General features: G+C 68.5%; 13 protein-coding genes. 10 read left to right on the plus strand and 3 right to left on the minus strand.

From position 1 onward, the window contains the following. Positions 1 to 182: 182 nt before the first annotated feature. Positions 183 to 1,610, minus strand: a complete 1,428-nt coding sequence (locus ABCR83_RS23410) for an FAD-binding oxidoreductase (protein WP_462697108.1) — start codon at positions 1,608 to 1,610, stop codon at positions 183 to 185. A 309-nt stretch (positions 1,611 to 1,919) separates the two neighbouring features. Between ABCR83_RS23410 and ABCR83_RS23415 the strand changes: the two genes are divergently transcribed. The 6 genes from ABCR83_RS23415 to ABCR83_RS23440 all read left to right on the plus strand — a co-directional run bounded on the left by ABCR83_RS23415 (position 1,920) and on the right by ABCR83_RS23440 (position 9,840). Beyond that, positions 1,920 to 3,245: a cytochrome P450 gene (locus tag ABCR83_RS23415; RefSeq protein ID WP_462697109.1), complete on the plus strand. Its 1,326-nt coding sequence runs from the start codon at positions 1,920 to 1,922 to the stop codon at positions 3,243 to 3,245. Then, positions 3,242 to 4,720, plus strand: coding sequence for an FAD-dependent monooxygenase (locus ABCR83_RS23420; RefSeq protein ID WP_462697110.1), 1,479 nt, complete (start codon positions 3,242 to 3,244; stop codon positions 4,718 to 4,720). Before ABCR83_RS23415 ends, ABCR83_RS23420 begins: the two co-directional genes overlap by 4 nt. Next, entirely contained in the window at positions 4,717 to 6,201 is a 1,485-nt protein-coding gene (locus ABCR83_RS23425; RefSeq protein WP_462697111.1) for an FAD-binding oxidoreductase, read from the plus strand. The genes ABCR83_RS23420 and ABCR83_RS23425 overlap by 4 nt, the downstream gene beginning before the upstream one ends. Positions 6,202 to 6,208: 7 nt before the next feature. Continuing rightward, positions 6,209 to 6,661 carry a pyridoxamine 5'-phosphate oxidase family protein gene (locus tag ABCR83_RS23430; RefSeq protein WP_462697112.1) on the plus strand — a complete coding sequence of 151 codons (453 nt, stop codon included), beginning with the start codon at positions 6,209 to 6,211 and terminating at the stop codon, positions 6,659 to 6,661. 208 nt (positions 6,662 to 6,869) lie between these two features. After that, positions 6,870 to 8,309, plus strand: coding sequence for an FAD-binding oxidoreductase (locus ABCR83_RS23435; RefSeq protein WP_462697113.1), 1,440 nt, complete (start codon positions 6,870 to 6,872; stop codon positions 8,307 to 8,309). A gap of 100 nt (positions 8,310 to 8,409) precedes the next feature. Further along, positions 8,410 to 9,840, plus strand: coding sequence for an MFS transporter (locus tag ABCR83_RS23440; RefSeq protein ID WP_462697114.1), 1,431 nt, complete (start codon positions 8,410 to 8,412; stop codon positions 9,838 to 9,840). Between the two features lie 6 nt (positions 9,841 to 9,846). Here the strand turns inward: ABCR83_RS23440 and ABCR83_RS23445 are convergent, their stop codons facing one another. Further along, positions 9,847 to 10,680: an aldo/keto reductase gene (locus ABCR83_RS23445; RefSeq protein ID WP_462697115.1), complete on the minus strand. Its 834-nt coding sequence runs from the start codon at positions 10,678 to 10,680 to the stop codon at positions 9,847 to 9,849. A 95-nt stretch (positions 10,681 to 10,775) separates the two neighbouring features. Beyond that, the gene (locus ABCR83_RS23450; protein WP_462697116.1) at positions 10,776 to 11,246 is read right to left on the minus strand and encodes an ester cyclase; all 471 of its coding nucleotides are present in this window, start codon (positions 11,244 to 11,246) and stop codon (positions 10,776 to 10,778) included. A 325-nt stretch (positions 11,247 to 11,571) separates the two neighbouring features. Between ABCR83_RS23450 and ABCR83_RS23455 the strand changes: the two genes are divergently transcribed. The 4 genes from ABCR83_RS23455 to ABCR83_RS23470 form a co-directional block, all read left to right on the plus strand. Next, complete coding sequence (locus tag ABCR83_RS23455; protein WP_462697117.1) at positions 11,572 to 12,558, plus strand: methyltransferase; 987 nt, start codon at positions 11,572 to 11,574, stop codon at positions 12,556 to 12,558. Positions 12,559 to 12,575: 17 nt separating this feature from the next. Further along, a complete protein-coding gene (locus ABCR83_RS23460) occupies positions 12,576 to 13,754 on the plus strand; it encodes an acyltransferase family protein (RefSeq protein WP_462697118.1) in 1,179 nt (392 codons plus the stop codon). Next, complete coding sequence (locus ABCR83_RS23465) at positions 13,751 to 14,530, plus strand: SDR family NAD(P)-dependent oxidoreductase (RefSeq protein WP_462697119.1); 780 nt, start codon at positions 13,751 to 13,753, stop codon at positions 14,528 to 14,530. Before ABCR83_RS23460 ends, ABCR83_RS23465 begins: the two co-directional genes overlap by 4 nt. Before the next feature lie 67 nt (positions 14,531 to 14,597). Further along, the coding region (locus tag ABCR83_RS23470) for an AMP-binding protein (protein ID WP_462697120.1) at positions 14,598 to 18,163 on the plus strand (3,566 nt) is incomplete at its 3' end.

Consider the following 18,163-nt stretch of genomic DNA (forward strand, 5'->3'; position numbering starts at 1 on the left):
TTCCTCTCGGGAAAGGCCGCCTGCCGCCGGGCACGAGCAATCCGCTTCCGACCACTGGCGAGGACATTCCTCAATGGATCACAGGTGATGGATCACATGGCCCGATGTTAGCCTCGCGCCCATGGGCCAACGGCCCTCGCTGACAGAGTTCGGACGGCTGCTCACCGGAGTGCCATTGCGGGCTAAATCGCCTTCGGGAAATCGAAGAATCCATCCGGGTCGTAGACCGATTTGATCTGTCGCAACCTGGGGTAGTTGGTCCCGTAATAGGAGTCCTGCCATGCGGCCAACTCCGCGTCCATGAAGTTCTGATAGCCATGGCCTGATGACCAGGTGCGCAGAACTTCCCAGGAGGAATCGATCCATCGCCTGGCCACTCGTGTGCCGTCTTCGGTGACCACCGGGTCCATGTCCACGGAATATCCGGCATAGAAGAGGCTGTCGCGGTGCACAAAGGCGGTCGAGTCGGGGGCGACCCGGTTGCAGGCCCCGCCGAACGCGATGAAGTTCAGGTCCCGCCGTTGTCCCGGGAAGGCATCCGCACCGAACCGGCCGAGCAGTTCTGCGATTCCCTCGGCGGGCACCGCGCGGTCGAAGAACCCTCCTCTGGCGAGGGAGAAGGCGTACCGGTCGATCCTGGCGGCCGGGTTGTGGCCGACGACATGCGCCTCGGCCGCGCTGTAGCCGCCGCAGTCAAACCAGTCCATCAGCATCTCCCGGTACTGGCGCAGGCTCACGCAGCTCATCGCCGGTTCGGTCCGGACGGCATCGACCAGCCGCTGCAACAGGGGGTTGAGTCCCAGTGGTTCACCGTGCCACACCCCCGCGACGGCGATTTCCGGGTCCCCGAACGGCTCGGTGCCCATCACCCCGATGTTCACCACGGCGGCCAGGTCGTCCGGCGCGAAGGGCGCCCAGCGCTGCCAGGCGTCGATGACGTCCGGCGCGGAGCGCCAAGGCCACGTCAGCTTGTAGTCGACCACGTCGCCCACCGGGACCGGCCGGAACTCGAAGTCGACCGCGATCCCGAAGTTCCCCCCGCCACCGCCCCGCAGCGCCCAGAACAGGTCCGCGTGCCGCTCCTCGTCGCACCGCACGACCCGGCCGTCGGCCAGGACGACGGTGATCGAACGCACATGGTCCACGGTGAGCCCGAACTTGCGCGTCTCGAGCCCGACGCCGCCGCCCAGCGCGAGCCCGCCGACGGCGACGGTCGGGCACCAGCCGCTCGGCACCGCCAGGTTCTCGGTGAGCGTCTTGTCGTAAACATCCACCAGTTGGGCACCGGCCTGGGCTCGCACGCACCCGTCGACGACCTCGACCGCGTCCATCGCCGAGAGATCGATGACCAGACCGGCACCGGTGGAGTATCCGGCGAAGCTGTGCCCGCCGCTTCGGGGGTGCACACGAATCCCGTGCCGGCGGGCGAAAAGCACACACTGCCGCACATCGTTCGCATCGGCGCACTTGGCAATCGCCTGCGGCCGTATGTGGTCGAATTGCTTGAGTATGAGGACGCGGGACTCGTCATAGCCGTCGTCCCCCGGAAGAACGAGCGCCCCGGCAAGGGCCGCACGCAGCGCGTTCCAGTCAGCATTCGCCAATGCCATGGGTCCTCGCTTCGCATCAGGTCGGGGAAGCAGAATCCGTGCATGTTCCGTGCTGAGCATGCCAGCCGGAACCGGGGAAGCGGTCGCAGCTGTCAGCAATCTGTCGCCCACCCATGCCGGCAATCGCGATCACTATAGTTTTGGGTCCGGTGACAGCAGCCTCGGTAACAGGGGCTACCGGTCCCGGCGTTGTCCGTTTCGATGCGGACGAGGAGTGGAATGATGACCGAGGTCGGCAGGGCCCCTGTTGATCGTCTTCCGGCACCGCTGAACATACCGTTCTTCGGCTGGCGCACCCGCGGATTGCGTATGTTGCAGGACCCGACCGAATACTTTCTGCGCCAATACCACCGATTCGGTGGCGTCAGCGCGTGGAATGCCGCGAACCCACGCCATGTCTTTGTTTTCTCCCCGGAACATCTGCGACTGCTGTTCGCCGAACCGGAGTTGTTCATCGTCGATGCATTCCGCGAAGTGCGCATGCCGCCCGACTCTTCGTTCCTTCGCCTGAGCAATGGGTTGCTGCGGCTCAACGGCCAGAAACACCGGCAGCACCGACGGCTCATGCAACCCGCGTTGCACGCCCGCAGGGTGCTGACCCACCGCGATGCCCTGGTCGAGCTGACCGGCCGGATGCTGGACGGCTGGCGGACCGGCCAAGTCAGGCGGCTGGAGCGGGACTTGGCGCAATTGGTCACTCAGGCGGCGCTGCGCACCATTCTCGACGTCGAAGCCCCGGCGGAGGCACGCCGGTTGCAGCGGCTGATCGACCGGCTGCTGTCGGTCGCGGCCTCCCCCGCGACCCTGGTCTTCCCCTTCGACCTCCCGGGAACCACCTACCGCACGGCCCTGCGCACCTCCGTGGAGATCGAGGACTTCCTGCGCCGGCTGATAGCCACCAAGCGCGGCAGCACGGAGCGACGCACCGATGTGTTGTCGTCCATGATGACCGCCAGGGACGAGAGCGGCACGGCACTCAGTGACGACGAGCTGGTGGCCGAGGCGTACACCGCGTTCTGCCACGACAGCAATATCTCGACCCTCCTGTGGACGCTGTTCCTGCTCGACCAGCACCCGGAGGTGCTCACCCGGCTGGTCGCCGAGCTGCGCGACCGCCTCGGCGGCGAGCCCCCGCAGGCCGGGGACCTGGATCACCTGCCCCTGCTCGACGCCGTGCTCAAGGAGGTGTTGCGCATCCTGCCGCCGTCGCCCATGCTGCTGCGCTACACGGCGGCCGATGCCCGGCTCGGCCCGTACCGGCTGCCGGCCGGTGCACTGATCTTCTACAGCCCTTATGTCACACACCGGATCCCCGAGCTCTATCCCGACCCACTGCGTTTCGATCCCGGGCGCTGGACGCAAGCAGACAGATCGCCCTACGAGTACCTGCCGTTCGGGGCCGGGGCGCACTTCTGTCTCGGGAAACACTTCGCCCTGCTGGAGGTCAAAGTCGTTCTCGCCATGTTGTTGCAGCGCTTCCGTCCCTCGCTGGTGCCCGGGACACGGGTCGACCGGGCGATGCGCATCTCCTTTGTGCCCAGGCATGGCATGCCGATGGTCATGCGTCCCGTGGACGCGGCGGTACCGGCCGCCCGGGTGCGAGGCAATATCACCGAGTCGGTGAAGCTGCGGTGAACGAGACGGACGGCGCTCCCACGGTGGTGGTGGTCGGCGCGGGCCCGACCGGTCTGACGCTGGCGGCCGAACTGGCCGCAGCCGGCATCCGGTGCAGGGTGCTGGACAAACGACCGCGGCGCGTCGAGTGGTCAAGGGCCATCGGTCTCGAACCGAGGACCCTGGAACTGTTCGACCTGCGCGGGATGGCCGGGGCATTCGTCGAGCGCGGCCTGCCCTGGCGGATGCAGCCGCTGGGTGACCGCCGCGGCTTCCTCGACTACGGCCGTCTCGACACGCCGTTTCCCTATGTGCTGATCCTTGAGCAGGGCCGGACGGAGGACGTTCTCCGGGAATACGCCGTCAAGGCCGGCGCGGAGATCGTCCGCGGGGCAGAGCTGGTCGGCCTCGCCCAGGACTCCTCGGGGGTGACCATCGAGGTGCACGGACGGGACGGCACCTGGACCGAACGGTCCGACTACCTCATCGGCTGCGACGGCGTGCACAGCGATGTCCGGACACTCAGCGGCATCGGCTTCTCCGGCCGGTCCTACCGGGAGTCCCTGATCGTCGCCGATGTGCGGCTGTCCGCGCCTCCGACACCTCCGGTGGACGCCCGGATCACCCGGCGGGGCATGGTGGCGGTGTTTCCCCTGCACGACGGCATATTCCGGCTGGTGATACTCGACCACGAGCGGATGCGGATCCCGGCCGATCGCCCGGTGACGGAGGAAGAGCTCCGCGAAAGCGTGGTCTCGATCTTCCAGGACGACCTCGGGGTGCACGAGCCGGTCTGGATGTCGCGGTTCCGCAGCGAGCAGCGGCAGGCCGAACGGTACCGGGCGGGCCGGGTGTTCCTGGCCGGCGACGCGGCACACACCCATCTGCCGTCCGGCGGGCAGGGCCTCCAGATGGGCATCCACGATGCGATGAACCTGGGGTGGAAGCTCGCCGCCGAGGCCCTGGGCCGGGCACCGGCCGGACTGCTGGACTCATACCAGCGGGAACGTTCGCCCATCGCCGCCTCGATGCTCCGCAAGACCGATGTCGCCTTCCGCTTCGAGACGTCCGACCTCCTGACCGGCCGCATCGCACGCGGGCTGAGCACCCGGCTGATGCATGTCGGCCGGCTCCAGCCTCCGGTGCTGCGGCAGTTCGCGGGCCTGGCCCTGCGCTATCCGCGCCGCCGGGGCGAGCACCGGCTGGTGGGGCGGCGGCTGCCGGACGCGGAACTGCCCGGTGGATCCCGGCTGTTCAGCGCCTTTCGCGAGCGCGCGTTCGTCCTCCTCGACCAGACCGGGGACGGTGTGCCGACATCCGTCGCACGGCCGTGGGCGAGCCGCGTCACCCCGGTGCGGGGACGGATTCGCGGCCGGCGGCTGCCCGCCGCCGTCCTGGTCCGACCGGACGGCCATGTGGCGTGGGCAGGCTCCGGTGACCGGCGCGAGGAGCTGGCCTCGGCCCTGCACGCCTGGTGCGGGCCGGTGGATCGATGAGCACCGCCGGGAGACCGGCCACCGAGTGGGCGACACTGCGCAGTCACCTGACGGGAGACCTCGTCCTGCCGGAGGACGCGGACTACCGGCGCGCCCGCCGTCTCGCCCTCGGCCAGTTCGACCGCATACGCCCGGCGGCGATCGCCTATTGCGCATCGCCGGACGATGTGCGGACCTGTGTCCTGTTCGCCCAGGACCGCGGCATCCACGCCACCCCGCGCAGCGGCGGGCACAGCCTGGCCGGCTGGTCGACCACCGAGGGGCTCGTGATCGATCTGTCACGGCTCGCCCATGTGGTGGCCGGTCCCTCGACGGTGCACATCGGCCCCGGAGCACAGGCCGTCGATGTGGTCGCCCTGCTGGCCCGGCGAGGAATCCAGGTCACAGCGGGTTCGGACCCGTCCGTCGGGCTCGCCGGCTATCTGCTCGGCGGCGGGAACGGCTGGCAGACCCGTAAATTCGGGCTCGGCAGCGACCGGATGACATCGGCTCGGGTGGTACTCGCCGACGGGCGGCTCGTTCGGTGCTCGGCCGACGAACACCCCGACCTGTTCTGGGCCCTGCGGGGATGTGGCGGCGGAAACCTGGGCATCGTCACCGACTTGGAGGTGCGCCCCACCCGGGTTCCGAGGATCGTGTGCTTCACCTTGACATGGCCCTGGGATTCGGCCGCGCGGCTTGCCGAGGAGTGGCAGTGGTGGATGATGCGCGGCCCGGTCGACCTGGCCTCCACGCTGGTGGTGCTGTCCCTGGACAGCACGGGCGGGACAGCACCGGCCGTCCTGGTGCAGGGCGGCTACCTGGGGCCGCACAGCGCCCTGGAGCCACTGGTGGCCGAGCTGGTCTCCGCCGTCGGCCGGCCGCCGGTCACCGCGGTCCACCGCGACCTGCCCTACCGGGCGGCGATGATGCGGCTGTTCGGCTGTGAGGGCTGGACGACGGCGCGGAGCCACCTGGTGGGCCACAATCCGGACGCGGCGATCCCGCGGCACCGGTTCGTACGGGACCGCAGCCGGATGTTCGGCGCCCCGCTGAGCGGGACGGGGCTCACCGACGCGCTGGCGGTCTTCGAAGCGGACGGGCCCTCGGGGTATTTCCGCGCCCTCAACTTCCGGGCCCTGGGCGGGGTCGCGAACGAACCCTCGCCGGAGGCGACCGCGTATGTGCACCGCGACGCGTTGTTCCACACCGGATACGCGGCCGGCTTCCAAACCTCAAACTCCCCCGCGGAGATCGGCGCCGCAGCCGACGCGTGGGTCGACGACGGCTTCCGGGTCATCGACCCGCACTCCAACGGCCGCTCCTACGTCAACTTCCCCGACCCCGCCCTGCCGGACCCGCACCGGAGCTACCACGGGACGAATTACCCGAGACTGCTTGCCGTGCAGCGCCGTTACGATCCCGGGCGGTTCTTCCGCCATGCGCAGAGCATCGGGAGCCGCCCGGCGGACCGGCCCGCGGGATCACCCGCTCTGGCATGATGCGACCATGGTGTGGTGGCATGAACTGGCAGCCGCAGAACCCGCGTTCGCCGCACGGGTCCGCGACCGCTTCACGGCTTTCAAACACAGCACGCTCGCGACGCTGCGCAAGGACGGATCCCCCCGGATCAGCGCGACCGAAGTGGACTTCAGCGACGACGGCCCCTGGCTCGGCTCCATCGCGGGCTCTCTCAAGGCCCTCGACCTGCGCCGTGACCCACGGCTCGCGCTGCACTGCGCCACCGTGGACACACCGGACACCGACCAGGGTTCCTGGGTGGGTGACGCGAAGATCGCCGGGCTGGCACACGAGGTCACCGATCCGACCCGGCTGGACCGAAGCCACCGGTTCCGGATCGAGCTCACCGAGGTCGTGTTCCTGAGCATCGCCGACACGGCGGACCACTTGGTCATCGACGCCTGGAATCCGGAGCGCGGGCTGCGGCGGCAGTACCGGTAGGACGCCCTTCTCTGTTCGGCTTCTGTCCGCCGGCGGGACGGCCGACGGCTGTTCGGTCATGATCCCCCCATCCTTGCTCGAGATGCCGACGCGACCGCTCTCGGCGGTTGCCCAAGGGGGACATCACATGCTCAGCCGACGGTCGTTGCTTCGCGCGGGAACGGCTGGGGCCGTGGCCACAGCCATGGGCGGAGTTCCCATGCCGGTCATGTCCACCGCCTCGGGCACAACGGTGAAGTGGGACCGGCTGCGCTCACAACTGAGCGGATCGCTCGTGCTGCCGTCGGACGTCGGATACAACAATGCCAAGCACCTCGCGACCCTCGAGTTCGACGCCATCAACCCGCAGGGGATCGCCTACTGCCGGACCGAGCGCGATGTCGTGGCCTGTCTGCGCTTCGCCCTGGACAACGAATTGCCGTTCACCCCGCGCAGTGGCGGCCACAATCTGGTGGGCTGGTCCACGATCAACGGGCTGGTCATCGACCTCTCCAGGATCAAGCACATCGTGGCCACCCCGGACACCGTGCGACTCGGACCGGGCGCGCAGGCGGTCGACGTCATGGACAAACTCACCGCATACGACCTCCAACTGCCCGCCGGGCTGTGCGGGTCGGTATGCCCCGGCGGATATGTCACGGGAGGCGGAATCGGCTGGCTCACCCGCAAGTTCGGCCTGGGTGCGGACCGGCTGCTCTCGGCGCGGGTCGCCCTGGCCGACGGGCGGATCGTGGACTGCTCCGGTGACCGGGAGTCCGACCTCTTCTGGGCGCTGCGCGGAGGCGGCGGCGGCAACTTCGGGATCGTCACCGAATTCGTGGAGAGTCCGGTGCACGCTCCCAGGGTCGCCACCTTCGACCTGTCCTGGTCCTACGACCATGCGGCGACGGTGCTCGGCGCCTGGCAGCAGTGGGTCATCGATGGCTCACGCAACATCGGCACCACACTGAACATCCTGCTCATCGACGCCAAGCAGGGCAGCACCCCGCTGGTGCAGGTGCAGGGCGGTTATCTCGGCACCCCCGCCGAACGCGATGCGGCGGTCGACGAGTTGGTCTCCGCAGTGGGCGCGGCGCCGGCCACCCGCTCCGGACAGGACCTCACCTACCATCAGGCGATGATGGGGCTGTGGGGCTGCACCGGCACGGTGGACCAGTGCCACTACGTCGGCTACAACCCCGTCGCCAATATCGAGCGGCATCAGGCGCTCATCGTGCACAACCGGATGTTCGACACGGCACTGCCGAAGCAGGGCATCGACGACGCCCTGCGCGTCTTCGACACCAACCGGAAAAGCGGCCAGTTCCACAACCTGGCGGCATACGCGGTCGGAGGCGCGGCGAACGAGCCGCACTGCACCGACACCGCGTATGTGCACCGCAAGGCACAGGTTTTCCTGGCCTTCTCGGCGGGGTTCGCGTCCTCCACGGATATCCCGGGGGATCGCGAGGTGGCCATGGACTGGGTCAACCGCGGCATGGACGTGCTCGATTGCTACTCCGGTCGCTCGTTCATCAACTTTCCGGACCCCGGCCTGCGCAACTGGCAGGAGGCCTACTACGGTGAGAACTATTCACGGCTGCTCAGAGTCAAGCGGACCTACGATCCGTACGACGCTTTCCGGCGCACGCAGTCCATCGGCAGCTAGTGCAACTGCGGAAGCGCCGCGGGGCCCGTGCCGACCCATCGGAGCGTCGGTTCGCGTACGGCCGGCAGTTCTCATGGGAAGAGAGAGGGAAGAACGACCGATGGACACGCAGCCCTCCCCGCCGCGGCTGGCCCTGGCGGTGCTCTGCTTAGCCCAGTTCATGGTCACCTTGGATGTCACGGTCGTCACCGTGGCCAACCCGAAGCTCCAGCGGGGACTGGACATCGCCCCGGCACACCTGCCATGGGTCACGACTGCATACGCGCTGACGTTCGGTGGCTTCCTGGTGCTGGCCGGCCGCGCGGGCGACCTGCTGGGCAAGCGCAGAGTGTTCATATCGGGCATCGTCCTGTTCACCGTCGCATCGGCGCTGTGCGGGGCGAGCCAGCAGGGATGGCACATCTTCGCGGCCCGTGGCGTCCAGGGGCTCGGCGCCGCCATGGTCGTACCGTCCACGCTCGCCCTGCTCACCACGACCTTCGGCGAGGGACCCGAGCGCAACAAGGCGATGGCCGTCTGGAGCGCGGTCGCCTCCCTCGGCGCGGTGAGCGGCTATGCGGTGGGCGGGCTGCTGACCGACCTGCTGGGATGGCGGTCGGTGTTCCTGGTCAATGTGCCGATCGGGGTGTTCGCCGTGCTCCAGGCCCGGCGGCTGGCCCAGCCCGCCCGGCAGGACGGCGGGTCCCGGCTCGACCTTTTCGGAGCCGCCACCCTCACTTCGGGACTGGTGCTGACCGTCTTCGCGATCACCTCGGTCTCCGACCGGGGATTCTCCCCGCTCATCTCCTCCGTTCTCGCGGTCGGCCTGGCCGTGCTCGTCGTCTTCGTGCTCATCGAGCGCCGTCACCCGGAACCTCTGGTCCGGTTCGACATCTTCCGCAACCGGAATGTGCTGGCCGGCAATCTGATCAACCTCACCAACACCGCGGGGCCGGCGGCCATCGTCTTCTTCACCGCCCTCTATCTCCAAGAGGTCCTGCACTTCACCCCCTTGCAGGCGGGGCTCTCCTTCGCCCCGGTCACCGTCCTCGGTGCCCTGCTGGTGCGGCAGACCGCCACCCTGATGGACAAGCTGGGGCCGCGCGTTCTGCTGATCGCCGGGCCGGCCGGGGCGGTGCTCGGCGCGCTGTGGCTGAGCCGCGCCCCGGTCGGCGGGAACTACTTCGTGGATGTGCTGCCCGGCATTCTGCTGACCAGCTTCGGTTCCATGCTCGCCTACGCGCCCTCCATGATCGTGGCAACGTCCAAGGTGCCCGACTCCCAGCAGGGGCTGGCCTCCGGGCTGGTCAGCACCTCGCAGCAGATCGGTGGTGCGCTGGGGCTCGCCGTGTTCGGCACGCTGGCCGCGGCGGTCACGGAATCCTCCGCCCGGCAGGGCAACGCGGCGCTGCTGGACGGCTATCACTTCGGCTACGGCGGCGCGGCAGGCGTCCAATTGCTGACCGTCATCACCGGCATCACCGTGGTCCGGCAGGTCGCCCTGGCCAAGCCGCGGGCGGCGGACGAACCGGAGACCGGCAAGCCGGCCTGATCGTGATCAGACATGGTGGAAAGTGTCCGGGTCCGGGCCCAGTCTCACCCCCGTGTCCAGGGTGGCGAGGAGCGTGTGATCGGCCGCGCTGAGCTCGAAGTCAAAGAGGTCGATGTTCTCCCGGATCCGCTCCGGTGACGCGGACTTCGGTATGACCAGGTTGCCCAGCTCGAGATGCCAGCGCAACACGATCTGCGCAGGGGTCTTTCCGAGAGAGGCGGCGACGGCCGCCAGGCGCGGGTCCGACAGCAGTCCACGGCCCTGCCCCAAGGGGCTCCACGCCTGGGTCGCGATGCCGTGCTCGGCGTGAAAGGCCCGCAACTGCGCCTGCGGCAGCCATGGATGCAGCTCGATCTGGTTGACCGCGGGCACGACTCCGGTTGCGTCGATCAGCCGACGCAGGTGCGCGATCCCGAAGTTGGACACCCCGATGGCCCGTACGCGTCCTTGTGACGCGAGGGCCTGCAGGGCCTCCCAGGTCTCCAGGTAGCGGTCCCGCTCCGGAACCGGCCAGTGGATCAGGTACAGATCGACGTGGGCGAGCCCCAGCCTGTCGAGGCTGGAGTCAAAGGCGTCCAGGGCACTGTGGTAGCCGTGGTCGCTGTTCCACAGCTTTGTGATGACGAACAGCGACGCGCGCGGCAGGCCGGAGGCCGCGACGGCCTTGCCGACGGCGCTCTCGTTTCCGTAGACCGCAGCGGTGTCGATCGCGCGGTACCCGGCGTCCAGGGCCGTGTCGATCGCCCGGGCGGTATCCCCCTCCGGTATCTGGAAGGAGCCGAACCCCACCCGTGGCATGGCCAGTCCGTTGTTCAGCCGCACGGTTGCCGTGACGCTCATCGGCGAGCCGTCCCTTCCGAGGCGGCCACCGTGGCGGCGCCTCATATCGGGGCCTCCCGTGCCGCCGTGCGCGGCCACGGGAGGCCCTGGTGTCCTCATATGCCGAGCGCGGCTCCGCTCTGGAACCACTGGCAGCCCGTGTACGAGTTGGCGCCTATCTGCTTGAGCCCCTCCACCTGGTCGGAACTCGCCCACAACTCGGCGAACTTGTCGTCGCGCACCCGGAGGATGTCCACATGGTGAACCTCGATCAGCGTGCCGACGGGCGCGCTGACGGAGGGAAGGCCGCCGGCGTACTTGCCGGAGAGCAGCCAGCGAGCGGCGACCAGGTTCCCGTCGATGAGCGGCCCCTGGGTCACCGTGGCGGACAGGTCGTCGAAGAAGGAGACGCCGGTGGACACCCAATCGGCCAGTTCGCGGGCGCCGTTCACCCGGTGTTCCGGCCAGTGCCCCACGAAGTCCGGAGTGACGATTTCCCCGAGCGATTTCCTGATGGTTTCGGCATCTGCGCTCCACACGTCCTTGAGCCAGCGCAGGTACAGCTGGGATACGGCTTCCCTCGACACGCGGGGTTCCTCCTTAGCGGGCGGCAGGCGGTACCGGGATTCGCACCGTTTCACATGTCTGCACAACGGCACTGAATGATGGAAAAGATCGGCCGAGAAACGGTTCAAACCCATGGAGTTGCCCGATTCAACCCCGACCCTACCCAGCTCGGAATCACGATCCAAGTTTCGGTCGTAATTCTGTCCGCTCGAGGGTCCGTACCGACCGGCTGACGGCAACCTATCGGGTACCGGTGCTCAACGTCAGACATGGAGGATGCGTGTGGCCGACCAACCAGCAAAAGATGTGCGGTTGTCGGATGAGGTCGCAAAGATCTCCAGTCTTATGGCGCCATGGGCCGTGCGCACAGCCGCCACCTGGCGACTTCCCGACCTGATCGCCGCCGGGACGAACCGGGTGGAGGAGCTTGCAAAACGGACCGAGAGCGATCCGGACGCCCTGGGGCGGCTGCTGCGTTATCTCGCGGTTCTCGGAGTGTTCCGCGAGACCGGGCCGGGAGAATACGAAGTCACGGAACTCGGGGCGTACTTCCGGGACGATCACCCGATGGGGCTGCGCAGATTTCTCGACCAGAACGGCTTCGGTGCGAAGCTCGACCGTATCACCGCACAGGTGGAACTCGGCATCCGCACGGGCGGGTCGATATACGAGGAGGTGTTCGGCCGTCCATTCTGGCGGGATCAGGACGACTACGCGGATCCAGCGCTGTCCTTCAATGCCCTGATGGCCGGCCACACCACCTGGTTCGGCCCCGACATACGGAAGGCATTCGACTGGAAGTCCCTGAAAAAGGTCGTCGACATCGGCGGTGGCACCGGAGCCGGAACTTTCCTGTCCGAACTCCTCACCGCATACCCGCACCTGCGCGGCGTGCTGGTCGAGGATCCAGAGCAGACCGCGAGCCCGGCGTCCCGGGTGCTCGAACCGCTCGGTGACCGGTGCTCGATCGTGACCCAGAGCCTGTTCGACCCGATGCCGGCGGGTGGTGACACCTATGTGCTCACCAACATCCTCCGCAACTGGGGACAGGACGACGCCACGAGAATCCTGCGTGGCTGCGCCGAGGCCGCGGGGCCGGGCGGCCGGGTCCTCGTCGTCGAACGCATCCTGTCGGACGACGATCACCAACTGCATGTCGCCGACGCGAATCTGCGGATCATGCTGCTGCTCGGCGGCAAGGAACGCACCCTGTCGGAATTCACCGAGATCGGGCGGCGGGCCGGCCTCGCCTTGGTGTCGACCATGTCCACCGACTACTCCCATATGTACGTCAATGTGTTCCGGGCGGACGGCCGGAAGGCGACCAGCTAGCCGAGACGGGAGTGACAGTGACTTCACCGGAAAACCGGGTCGTTGGCAGTCCGGAGAACAGCGGCGTGGCCGAGCGCGGCAGGCTGGATTCGCTCACCCCGCTGCGATTCTTCGCCGCGCTGCTCGTCTTCGTCTCGCATCTCTACTTCTATGTCTGGTATCGGACGGGCGATTTCGACCGTGATGCGTTCCCTGCTCTGGTGATGCGCATGTCGCTCGCCGGCGTGTCGTTCTTCTTCTTGCTCAGCGGTTTTGTGCTGACCTGGTCCGCCAGACACGGTGACACGGCGCCCGCATTCTGGAGACGGCGGCTGGTCAAGATCTTCCCCAACCACGCGGTGACCTGGGTGGTGGCGCTCGTTCTGCTCATCGGCGCCGGGGAACAAATCTCGGCTCTCCAGGGCGCGAGCACCTTCTTCCTCTTTGACGCCTGGATACCGGACCAGAAGCTCCAGGCAGGAGTGAATCCGGTGTCCTGGTCCCTGGGGTGCGAGGCGTTCTTCTACTTCTGCTTCCCGTTCCTGCACCGAGTCATCAGCACATTCCGGGCCGGCGCGCTGTGGCTGGCCGCCGCGCTGTGCACCACCGCGATCACCGTTCTGCCGATCGCCGCCGTACGTCTGACATCGTCCGAACCCCTGTGGGGCGGACTGCACATCACCTTCCTGCAGAACTGGCTGACCTATACCTTCCCGGCAGTGCGGATCTTCGAATTCCTGCTGGGGATCATTCTGGCCCGGATCGTGATCACGGGGGCCAGGTACCCGTCCAGGTTTCGCTACGCACTGGTCACCATCCCCGTCGGATATCTCCTCGCGTTGCAAGTGGACTATCCCTACGGGATCTCCACACTGCTCACCCTCCCGCTCGCTCTGCTGGTGCTGGCGACGGCGCACGCCGACATCAGCGGGCGCAGGATCTTCCTGCGTCGCCCGTCGTGGATCTGGCTGGGCAACATCTCCTTCGCCTTCTACATGGTGCATCTGATCGTCATCCAGCGCCTCCACCACGAGTTCGACCCCGGCTTGACCGCGGGAGCCGGAGCGAAGGCGCTCTACTCCGCGGCGTTTCTGGTGATTTCCCTGTTGCTGTCCTGGTGGCTCTTCGCCTTCGTGGAAGCTCCGCTCGTACGGCATTGGGGCCGGTCGCGCCGCACTGTGCTCACCCAGGAGTCGACGGAGACGGTGATCGCATGAACACGCAGTCCGCGGACCGCCCCCACCGGGGCAAGGGCGTCCTCATCACCGGAGGCGGCAGCGGAATCGGCCGGGCCACCGCCATCGCCTTCGCCGACAGCGGCGCCGAGGTGCTGGTCGTGGGGCGCACCGCGGCCAAGCTGGCGGGTACCGCCGAGGGCCGCCGGAACATCCACTCCCTGGTGGCCGACATCACGGATCCGACCGCCCCCGAGCGGATCACGGAGACCGCGACACGGGTCCTGGGCCGTATCGATGTGCTGGTGAACAACGCGGCGATCACCGGGCACAACGAGGACCTGGACGCGCTGGACCGCACCTTGGTCGAGAAGGAGTTCGCCACCAATCTGTTTGCCCCGATCTTCCTGACTCAGCGGGCGCTCAAGGCCTTGGAAGCCACCGGCGGCATCGTGGTCAATGTCGGCACGGCCGGTGTACAGGGGATCCGGGGCATCGCCGGAAGTTCCGTCTACGGCGCCGGCAAGGTCGCGCTGGACTTTCTGACCAGGACGTGGGCGCTGGAGCTGGCCCCACGAGGCGTCCGGGTGGTCGGGGTCGCCCCCGGCGTCATCGCCGATACCGGGATCCATGACAGTGCCGGGTTCTCCGAGCAGGAAAAACAGGATCTCTTCCGGCGAATCGCCCGGCAGACCCCGTCGCGCCGACTCGGCAGCCCCGAGGAGATCGCATGGTGGATCGTCCACCTCACCCGGGCAGAGGCGGCCTATGCCAACGGGGCCGTGATCGCCGTCGATGGCGGGATCAGCGTCGCGTAACCGCAAGTTCACGCCATGGCGACGGCCGGCACCGCATCCGCCGTCGTCCGGATTTCACGGTGAGGACATGACGATGCCTGAGCGGATGTTCGCGAGCACACTGCCGGAACTGCTGCATGAGCGCGCGCGGCGCACGCCGTACGGCGAGGCGTTCACCTTCCTCACCGACGCCGCGGCCGGACCCGCCCGTCGCGTCACCTACCGGGAGCTCGACGAGAGCGCCAGGTCCACGGCTTGCGCTCTCGACGGAGCGCGCGGGGAGCGCGCACTGCTGCTGTACCCACCGGGCCCGGAATATGTGGCGGCGTTCTTCGGCTGCCTCTACGCCGGAGTACTCGCGGTTCCGGTGTATCCGCCGGACCCCGCGCGCTGGGACCGGTCCCTGGACCGGATCAGCGCCATCGCCCATGACTCCGGCGCACGGATCGCCATGACGACCACCGAACTGGTCGCCTCTGTACGACAGTTCACCGATCCTCTCCCGGGGCTGCGCGAGCTGACCTGGCTCGCCACCGGGGGCCAGGAGACCTCAGCGGAGAAGACCCCGGGGCCCTTGCCGCCGTCACTCGGCTCCCCGGCGTTCCTCCAGTACACCTCCGGGTCCACCGGCACGCCGAAGGGCGTGCTGCTCACCCACCGGAATCTGCTGCACAACCTGGACGCGATCAGTAGGAAGTTCCGTCTCCATGAGGGCAGTCGAGGGGTTATCTGGCTGCCGCCCTATCACGACATGGGATTGATCGGCGGCATTCTCGGGCCCGTCTTCAATGGCTTCCCGGTCACCCTCATGTCCCCGCTGGCCTTTCTGCGGAATCCGGTCGACTGGCTGCGGGCGATTTCCGCGACGGGCGCCACCTGCAGCGGAGGACCGAACTTCGCCTACGAACTGTGTGTTCGCAAGGTCACCGAGGAGCAGAAGGAAGAACTCGACCTCAGTACCTGGCAACTGGCCTTCTGCGGGGCCGAGCCGGTCCGCCCGGACACGGTGGAGTCGTTCACCGCGGCGTTCGCCAGCTGCGGCTTCCGGCGGAAGGCGTTCTACCCGTGCTACGGGCTGGCGGAGAGCACGCTGATCGTCACGGGCGGCACATCGGACGCGGCGGCCGCCGTCGGGCGCTTCGCCCGGGAAGCACTCCACGAGGGACGCGCGGTACGAGCGAGCGATGGTCGGCCACTGACCGGAGCCGGGACCGTGATCGCCGGACACGGCCTGGTGGTCGTCGACCCGCGGACCCGTACCGAGCTGCCGGAGCACCGGGTCGGTGAGATCTGGGTCTCCGGGCCGAGCGTGGCCCAGCGCTACTGGAATTCCCCGGAAGCCTCCGGAGCAACGTTCGGTGCCCGGCTGTCACGCCCCGGGGACACCGTCAACTGGCTGCGCACGGGTGACCTTGGATTCCTTTCCCATGGCGAATTGTTCGTGGTGGGACGGCTGAAGGACCTGCTGATCGTGCGGGGGCGCAACCACTATCCACAGGATCTCGAGAACACCGCGGAACGCAGCCATCCTGCGCTGCGGCCCGGTTGCTGCGCCGTGTTCCAGATCCCCGGTGACACCGGCTCGGATCCGGTCGTCGTGGTCGGCGAGGTGCGGTCGGACTTCCGGCCGTCCGATGGCGCCGAGGTCGCGGCGGCCGTACGGAGCGCGGTGGCCACCGAGAACGGTGTCCAGGTCGAAAGCGTGCTCCTGATCCGGCCCGGCACCGTCCCGAAGACGTCCAGCGGGAAGATCCAGCGCGGGGCCTGCCGGGAGGCATACCTGTCCGGCTCGCTCACCACGGCAGCCGATCCGTTCACCCCCGGCGGCACACCGGGAACGTCATCGCTCACGGACCTGCGGGAGGTTCCCGCCCCGACAGCCGACCTGGCCCTCCGCTATCTGACGGACGTCGTCACCGCGGTCGGCGGGACGCCGTCCGCCCCGTCGCCGCGGAGGGGGCTGATCGGCCACGGGCTGGACTCGCTCGGCATCGTCGAACTCCAGCAGCAGGTGGAACGAGACCTGGGCGTCGCCCTCGCCCTGCCCGGCCTCCTGACGGCCCACAGCCTGGCGGAGGTGGCCGGCCAGGTGGTCCGGCTCCTCGGCCCGGGCCGTGCGGTGCGGGACACCCGCACCGCGACGACGCGCGCGCTCAGCCATGGCCAGCGGGCCATCTGGGTGCTGGACCGGTTGCGACCGGGCGATCCGGCCCATGTCATCGCCCGCGCGGTCCGGCTGCACGGCACACTCGGCCGAGGCGCGCTGCACAAGGCCCTCGGCACACTGGTGGAGCGGCATGAGGCGCTGCGGACGACGTTCGACGTGGTGGACGGCGAACCCCAGCGGGTGGTGCACGAGTCGATGGGGGTCGTCATCGACCGCCCCACCGAGGACGAGACACCGGACGCGTTCCTGGAGCGGTTCCGCCGCACGCCCTTCGATCTGTGCAACGGGCCACTGCTGCGGGCCGGGTTGTCCACCGAGGCGCCGGACCGCCAGGTGTTGGTGTTCGCCGTGCACCACATCGTCGCCGACCACTGGTCGCTGACCGTGCTCGCCGACGAGCTGCACACGCTGCTCGACGGTGTGGACGGGCTGCCGGAGCCGACGCCGTTCACGGACTTCGTCGAGCGGGAGGAGCGCTACCTCGACAGCGCGGCCGCGGAGGAGGACTGGGCCTACTGGCGGCGGCACCTTGCCGATCCGCCCCGGCTGCGGCTGCCCGCCGGGCAGGGGGCGAGCGCGGACACCGGTGACACCACGCACCGGTTCGAGCTGCCCGCCGATCTCAGCACCGGGGTGGCCCGGTTCGCCGCTCTCCATGGCAGCACGGTGTACAGCACCCTGCTGGCGGTCTACCAGACGCTTCTGCACCGGCTGACGGGCCAGGACGACATCGTGGTCGGAGCGCATGTCGCCGACCGCGGTTGGGCCGGCGCCGCCACGACGGTGGGGTACTGCCTCAACACCATCGCTCTGCGGGCCGACTTCACGGACCGGCCGGCCTTCGCCGAGCTGGTGGCCAGGACGTCCGCCACGGTGCGGGACGGGCTGGCACACCACCGCTTCCCGTTCGCGCTGGCGGTGGACCGGCTGCGTCCGGACCGGATTCCGGGGCACACCCCGGTATTCCAGGCCACGTTCGGTCTCCATCGCGGCCGGTCGTCGGCGCACGTGGACCTGGGAGCGCTGGCGGTGAACTCGGCGGGGGCGCCACTGCGCCTCGGCGCGCTCACCGCGGAGACCCTGAGCCTGCCGCCGGCCCGGGCGCAATTCGCGCTCACCATGGTGTTCGCCGAAGTGGCCGGCCGCCTCCTGGGAACCGTCGAGTACGATCCCGCGCTCATCAACCGGCAGACGGCGGAGCGGATCCCGGCGTACTTCACGGCCCTGCTGCGGCAGGTGCTCGACGATCCCGGGGCGGGTGTGCCGGCGTTGTCCCTGCTGCCCGCCGACGAGCGGAACGCGGAGCTGGCCGCCGGGCATGGACCACGGACGGCGGTCCCCGCCACGTCCTTGACCGAGCTGTTCCAACGACAGGTGCGGCGGACGCCCGAGGCCGCGGCGCTGGCGTGCGGTGAACAGGTCCTCAACTACCGGGAGTTGGATCGGTGGGGTAACCGGATCGCGCATCTGCTGGCCGCACACGGCAA

This window comes from Streptomyces xingningensis (assembly GCF_054957865.1).

What these genes read in the sequence shown, in the direction of transcription:
- ABCR83_RS23410 (WP_462697108.1), bottom strand. Translation starts at nt 1,610, where the DNA reads ATGGCATTGGCGAATGCTGACTGGAACGCGCTGCGTGCGGCCCTTGCC.
- ABCR83_RS23415 (WP_462697109.1), top strand. Translation starts at nt 1,920, where the DNA reads ATGTTGCAGGACCCGACCGAATACTTTCTGCGCCAATACCACCGATTC.
- ABCR83_RS23425 (WP_462697111.1), top strand. Translation starts at nt 4,717, where the DNA reads ATGAGCACCGCCGGGAGACCGGCCACCGAGTGGGCGACACTGCGCAGT.
- ABCR83_RS23430 (WP_462697112.1), top strand. Translation starts at nt 6,209, where the DNA reads ATGGTGTGGTGGCATGAACTGGCAGCCGCAGAACCCGCGTTCGCCGCA.
- ABCR83_RS23435 (WP_462697113.1), top strand. Translation starts at nt 6,870, where the DNA reads ATGTCCACCGCCTCGGGCACAACGGTGAAGTGGGACCGGCTGCGCTCA.
- ABCR83_RS23440 (WP_462697114.1), top strand. Translation starts at nt 8,410, where the DNA reads ATGGACACGCAGCCCTCCCCGCCGCGGCTGGCCCTGGCGGTGCTCTGC.
- ABCR83_RS23445 (WP_462697115.1), bottom strand. Translation starts at nt 10,680, where the DNA reads ATGAGCGTCACGGCAACCGTGCGGCTGAACAACGGACTGGCCATGCCA.
- ABCR83_RS23455 (WP_462697117.1), top strand. Translation starts at nt 11,572, where the DNA reads ATGGCGCCATGGGCCGTGCGCACAGCCGCCACCTGGCGACTTCCCGAC.
- ABCR83_RS23465 (WP_462697119.1), top strand. Translation starts at nt 13,751, where the DNA reads ATGAACACGCAGTCCGCGGACCGCCCCCACCGGGGCAAGGGCGTCCTC.